Consider the following 5,591-nt stretch of genomic DNA (forward strand, 5'->3'; position numbering starts at 1 on the left):
AGCCCGTCCGGGCGGGCCGGCGATGGCGCGGCGGCCTGCGGCCTTGATTCCGCGCGGGGGCTTCGCGCACGGATCACGGCGGTATGTCCAACTCAGCGCGGCGAGCGTAAACGGCCCTCCCGCTACCTCCCCTCCTCGCGCCGGCTGAGGAACGTGTGCAGCAGTGCCCCTGCCACGGTCAGCAGGATGATCACCGTGCCGACGGCGTTGATCACCGGCGGGTGGCCGTTGGGGTTGCGCGCCATGGCGCCGATTTCGGTGGCGAAGGTGCAGGCGCCGCCCTTGGCGAACATCGTGGTGTTGTAGTTCTCCATGCTCGCCATCAGCGCGATCACCGCCGCCGAGGCCAGCGCCGGGGCGAGATAGGGAAGCGTCAGACGGCGGAAGACGCGGAACGGCGTGGCACCGAGATCCAGCGCCGCCTCCTCGAGCTCCACCGGCTGGCGCTGCAGCCGCGCCATCAGGATCAGCATCGGGTAGCCGGCGATGAAGGTGGTTTGCGCCATCACGATGGTGAAGAGCCCGGCATCGACCCCCATGCGGCTCCAGAACACCAGCGCCGAGAGGCCCAGAACGATCCCCGGCGCCAGCATCGGCGAGAGCAGAACCCACCACAGCGCGCTGTTGGCGCGCGAGCGCCAGCGGGTCAGCAGCACCGCGCCGGACAGCCCCAGCAGCAGCGACAGCGGCACCACCATTGCGGCGACGTAGAGCGAATTGCCGAAGCAGCTGATGAAGCGGCCGCGGTCGAGGGCGCGCAGCACCGGGTCGGCGCGCAGCGCCTCGTCGGGCATCCAGAAGAACGCGTACCACTTGGTGGTGAAGCCGCGCCATTCGGTCACCGAGGGCGGCGAGATGTCGTTGAAGGACGACAGGATCATCAGCAGCAGCGGCAGGAACATGAACACCAGGAAGGCCCAGGTGTAGGCGGTGAGCAGGCCGTCGGCGGTCAGCAGCTGGCGCCTGCGGCGCGGGGGCGTGTGGGAAAGATCGGTCATTGCACCCTCGCGAAATCCTTGAGCCGCGTGCGCATCAGCCACATGAACAGCGCCACCAGCAGGAAGCAGACGATGGTATAGGCAAAGCTGTAGGCAGCGCCGGCATTGGCGTTGGGGCTCTCGAAGAACTTGTTGTAGATCGTCTGGCTGAACCATTCCGCCTGCAGCCCGCGGCTGATGATGCGCGGCACCGAGAAGGCGCCGGCGGCGAGCATGAAGGTGGCGATGGTGCCGACCGCGATGCCGGGCTTGGAATGCGGGATGATGATGCGGCGATGCACGCGCCACGGGCTTGCGCCAAGATCTCGGGCGGCCTCGATCTGGTTGCGGTCGAGCGTGCTCATGACGTTGTAGATCGGGAACACCATGAACAGCACGTAGGTGTAGACGATGACGAGGAAGACGGTGCCCGGGAAGCGCTTGAACTGGATCGGCACGTCGATCAGCCCGAGCCATTGCAAGAGCCCGTTGATCAGCCCGGCATTGTCGATGATCGTGGTCCAGGCGTAGATCCGCATCAGCTCGACGATGGCGTACGGGATGATCAGCCCGAGAAACAGCCAGACCGCCTGCCGCGGCGGGCTCGCCAGCGCCACCTTGTAGGCGATGGGATAGCACAGCAGCAGCGCCAGCGCGGTAGCGATCACCGCCTGGATCAGCGTGCGGGTCAGCGTCACCAGCCCGATGCGGCTGTAGGTCTCGCCGTCGCGCTCGAAGCGCAGCCCGACGAGGCCCATGAGCTTGTTGGAGAGCTTTGCGTTCTCGATGGCCCGCTGGGCGTCGGATTGCGGGATCAGCCGGGCCTCGAAGAGCGTGCCGAAGTTCGACAGCGTGTAGGGCGAGGCAGTGGCCTCGGCCTCGCGGATACGGACCGAGGCCTCGCGGGCCAGCGCCTCGATTTCCTCCGCGGCGGCGATCTGGTCGTCGATGGGGGCGGTGTCGGAGACGGTGAGCAGCGGCAGGCCGTAGGTCTCGTCGAGCCATGTCTCGCCGCCACTGAGCGGCTGGTGGGTGGTGGCGCGCTCGCATTGCAGGATGTAGGGGCGCGTGGGGGCGGCCTCCTCGGCCGCTGGCGCCGCCTCCTCGGCAACGCTCGTGCCGCCGGTCATCGAGGGGATGGCGAGGCCGCCGAACGGGGCAGGATCAGAGGCGCTGCCGGTCATGGAGGGGATCGCCAGACCGCCCGAGGGCGCGGGCTCGGAGGCGCCGCCAGACATCGAGGGAATGGCCATGCCACCCGACGCCGCCCCGCCCGACATCGACGGGATCGCCATGCCGCCTGTCGCGGCGGCGGGGGCGTCGTCGGTGTCATAGGTCTTCAGCACCGAGATACAGGTGCGCGCATCGCGCGCCAGCCCCTGCGCCACCGAGCTGTCGAGCGCCCGCGAGGGCGCGGTCAGCGCGCGTTCGACCATGGTGAGCTGCGGCAGCACGATCAGCATCAGCCCCCAGGCCGCCGCGGCGAGGAAGAAGACCAGCGTCAGACCCCGGCCATAGCCCTGCAGCAGCCCGCTCATTGCGCCGCCAGCTCCTGCCCGGTGCGCGCCAGCGCCCCGCGCGGCAGGATCACCGCCTGATCGGGCGCAAAGCCCAGCCGCATCGGCGCGGCACCCTGAAGCTCGGGCGCGTGGCCGTCATTGGTCACATGCACGGCGATCTCGCTTCCCTGCGCGTCGAAGAACAGGTTGAGGAAGGCGCCCTCGAGATCACGCCGCACCAGCTGCGCCTCGAGCCCGTTCTCGCCGCCGCCGATCGTCATCGCCTCGGGGCGCACGAAGAGCATCGCCTCGGCGCCGGGCGCCAGTTGCTCGGGATTGCGGGCGCGGAAACGGCCCAGCGGGGTCTCGATCTGGGCCATGCCATTCTCGACCGCCACCAGACGACCGTCGAAGCGGTTGGTCTCGCCCACGAAGCTCGCGGCAAAGGCGGTGCGCGGGCGGGAATAGATCTCGTCGCCGGTGCCGACCTGCTCGATCACGCCGTTGTTCATCACAGCAATCCGGTCGGACATGGTCAGCGCCTCGCCCTGGTCGTGGGTGATGTAGATGAAGGTGACGCCGGTCTTCTTCTGGATCGCGCGCAGCTCGGCGCGCATGTGCTGGCGCAACTTGAGGTCAAGCGCCGAGAGCGGCTCGTCGAGCAGCAGCACCGCCGGCTCCACCGCAAGCGCCCGGGCGATGGCGACGCGCTGGCGCTGGCCGCCGGAGAGCTCGGAGGGCAGCTTGTCGCCCTGATCGCCGAGCGCCACCAGATCGAGCAGCTCCTGCGCCTTGGCGCGGCGGGCCTTCTTGCCGACGCCGCGGGCCTCGAGCCCGAAGGCCACGTTTTCCCAGACCGGCATCAGCGGGAACAGCGCGAGGTTCTGGAAGATCAGCGCCGTCGGCCGGGCGTTGGGGCCGCTGCCGGCCATGTCCTCGCCGCCGATCAGTACCCGGCCCGCGCTTGGCTCGATGAAGCCCGAGACCGCGCGCAGGATCGTCGTCTTGCCGCAGCCCGAGGGACCGAGGATCGAGAAGAACTCGCCCGCCTCGATGACGAGATCGGTGGGTTCGACGGCGGTGAAACCGTTGGGATAGGTGATGGAGACGCTGTCGAGCGTCACGTCCTTGCCGCGCATGGCCTGCTCCGTGGGGTCTTTCGCCGGGGGCCTCGAGGGCGCGCCCGATGCGTGCGAAGAGCGGGCCCCGCGGCCCGCCCTCCCTGTCGTTCACAAGATCCGCCGGTCAGGCGTTGGTGATGATCTCGACATATTCGTTGCGGATCGGGTCGAAGAACGGCGTCGAGGCCTGCCACCACCACATGTTGCCCAGCACCGCGTCGGTATAGACCTCGTTGAACTGGCGCTTGAACTCTTCGCTGGCGAAATCCGCCGCGCCGATCACTGCCGAGTTATAGCCGGTGTTGTTGGCGAACATGCCGCCCACTTCCGGGGTCAGCATGAAGTTGATGAAGGCCACCGCCTGCTCGGGGTTGGGCGCGTTGCGCAGGATGCCCATGGTGTCCATCCAGGTGATGATGCCTTCCTTGGGCGCGCGGTAGACGTAATCGGGGTTCTCGCGGTTGAGCAGAAGGCCGGTGGTGTCCCAGGTCTGGCCGATGACGCAGCCGGCATCCTTGAAGGCGGCGGTGGCCTCCGTGGCGTTGTTCCAGAAGGCGCCGAAATTCTCCTTGTTGGAGAGGATCCACTCGGTCACGGCCTTCCAGACGCGGTGCGCGTCCTCTTCCGACTTGTAGACGTCGAGCATGCGGTTCGAGGGCACCTCGCCGGTGGCGTCAAGATAGAGGCCTGCGCCGATGATCACTGATTTCTGGCGGAAGGCGGCGGCGCCTTTCGCGGCGTCCTGCAGGAACAGGTCGCCGAAGGAGAGATCGGCATCCGAGATCGGCAGCGCGGCGCGGTTGAGGGTGATGCCCTCGGTGCCCCAGTCATGCGGAAGCAGGATCTGCTCGCCATTGTGCGAGGCGCCGAGCGCCACGCTGTCGCGCATGAAGCTGGGATAGATCGCGTCGACATTGACGTCCGCCGGCACCGGCGCGAAATAGCTCTCCCCGTCCTCGTCGAGATAGTTCACCGCGGTGTCGATCGAGGGGAAGACCACGTCGAAATCGCCGCCGTTCGAGGCGCGCACGATCGACTGCGCCTCGTCGTTCGAGCCGTAGGTGGTGATCTCGAGCTTGATGCCGGTCTCGGCCTCGAACTTCTCGGCGATGTTGGGCTGGACGTAATCCTGCCAGGTCAGCACCTTGACGGTGCCCGAGGCGGCAAGCGCATCATGCGCGCGCAGCACGGCGGGAGCCGCGACCGCGGTCGCGGTCATCTTCATCGCGGAACGACGGGTGATCTTCATCTCTTAATCCCTTCTGTTGGAAATCGCGGGCTTTGAGCGCCCGGATGGATCGCCGGTTAATCCGGTTCGTATTCATAGCTGTGACGAAGTTGTAACAAGCCGGTGACACCTGGCAATGGGTCAATCCACCTATGGGTGAACCTGACCCAACGTCGCCCGGCCGGCCCCGGGCTGGAATGCCACGGCTTTCGGCGCTGTCGGTGCCTAAGTTCGGCAAGGCTGGCCCCGGCGCGCGATCCGGTCCATGACTTGCGGATCGTCTCCCGGAGTGCCGCCATGACCGCCGCCATGACCTATGTGATCCTCGCCTTCGCCGTGCTTGCCGAGACCATCGGCACCGCCGCCCTGCAGGCCAGCCAGCAGTTCACCCGGCCCCTGCCCTCGGTGCTGGTGGTGATCTCCTACGCGCTGGCGTTCTGGCTGCTGTCGATCGTGCTGCGCAGCCTGCCCGTCGGCATCGCCTACGCGTTGTGGTCGGGGCTCGGCATCGTGTTCATCGCCATCATCGGGCTGGTTGTGTTCGGTCAGCGGCTGGACTGGCCGGCGGTGCTCGGGATTGCGCTGATCCTCGCGGGCATCCTGGTGATCAACCTGTTCTCCGCGACGACCGGGCATTGAGGCGGGTAACCTCGGGACGCCGCCGCGCCATCGCCGGCCCGCGGGATGGCGAAGCGACCGACGAGCCTCTCGATTTATCCCTGCCAAATCCGAAGGACCTCAACACACGGCATTGACGTCACCAAAT

Annotated in this window: 5 protein-coding genes; 1 reads left to right on the top strand and 4 read right to left on the bottom strand. The window is 67.4% G+C overall.

The window, feature by feature from the left end; all coding sequences use genetic code 11:
• Window positions 1–122: 122 nt before the first annotated feature.
• The 4 genes from AC6RA4_RS23070 to AC6RA4_RS23085 all read right to left on the bottom strand — a co-directional run bounded on the left by AC6RA4_RS23070 (window position 123) and on the right by AC6RA4_RS23085 (window position 4,846).
• Window positions 123–998, bottom strand: coding sequence for an ABC transporter permease (locus AC6RA4_RS23070; protein WP_500164281.1), 876 nt, complete (start codon window positions 996–998; stop codon window positions 123–125).
• On the bottom strand, window positions 995–2,515 hold the full coding sequence (locus tag AC6RA4_RS23075) for an ABC transporter permease (protein ID WP_500164283.1): 1,521 nt from the start codon (window positions 2,513–2,515) through the stop codon (window positions 995–997). The genes AC6RA4_RS23070 and AC6RA4_RS23075 overlap by 4 nt, the downstream gene beginning before the upstream one ends.
• Window positions 2,512–3,615, bottom strand: a complete 1,104-nt coding sequence (locus tag AC6RA4_RS23080) for an ABC transporter ATP-binding protein (protein ID WP_500164285.1) — start codon at window positions 3,613–3,615, stop codon at window positions 2,512–2,514. Before AC6RA4_RS23080 ends, AC6RA4_RS23075 begins: the two co-directional genes overlap by 4 nt.
• 106 nt (window positions 3,616–3,721) lie before the next feature.
• Entirely contained in the window at window positions 3,722–4,846 is a 1,125-nt protein-coding gene (locus AC6RA4_RS23085; protein ID WP_500164287.1) for an extracellular solute-binding protein, read from the bottom strand.
• 288 nt (window positions 4,847–5,134) lie between these two features.
• On the opposite strand from AC6RA4_RS23085, the gene AC6RA4_RS23090 reads away from it, so the two are divergent.
• Complete coding sequence (locus AC6RA4_RS23090; protein ID WP_222604996.1) at window positions 5,135–5,464, top strand: DMT family transporter; 330 nt, start codon at window positions 5,135–5,137, stop codon at window positions 5,462–5,464.
• Window positions 5,465–5,591 lie beyond the last annotated feature (127 nt).

The sequence above is a fragment of the Salipiger sp. genome (assembly GCF_059781815.1).

Excerpts from the sequence above, each read along its gene's own strand:
- AC6RA4_RS23070 (WP_500164281.1), bottom strand. The coding sequence starts at position 998 with ATGACCGATCTTTCCCACACGCCCCCGCGCCGCAGGCGCCAGCTGCTG.
- AC6RA4_RS23075 (WP_500164283.1), bottom strand. The coding sequence starts at position 2,515 with ATGAGCGGGCTGCTGCAGGGCTATGGCCGGGGTCTGACGCTGGTCTTC.
- AC6RA4_RS23080 (WP_500164285.1), bottom strand. The coding sequence starts at position 3,615 with ATGCGCGGCAAGGACGTGACGCTCGACAGCGTCTCCATCACCTATCCC.
- AC6RA4_RS23085 (WP_500164287.1), bottom strand. The coding sequence starts at position 4,846 with ATGAAGATCACCCGTCGTTCCGCGATGAAGATGACCGCGACCGCGGTC.
- AC6RA4_RS23090 (WP_222604996.1), top strand. The coding sequence starts at position 5,135 with ATGACCTATGTGATCCTCGCCTTCGCCGTGCTTGCCGAGACCATCGGC.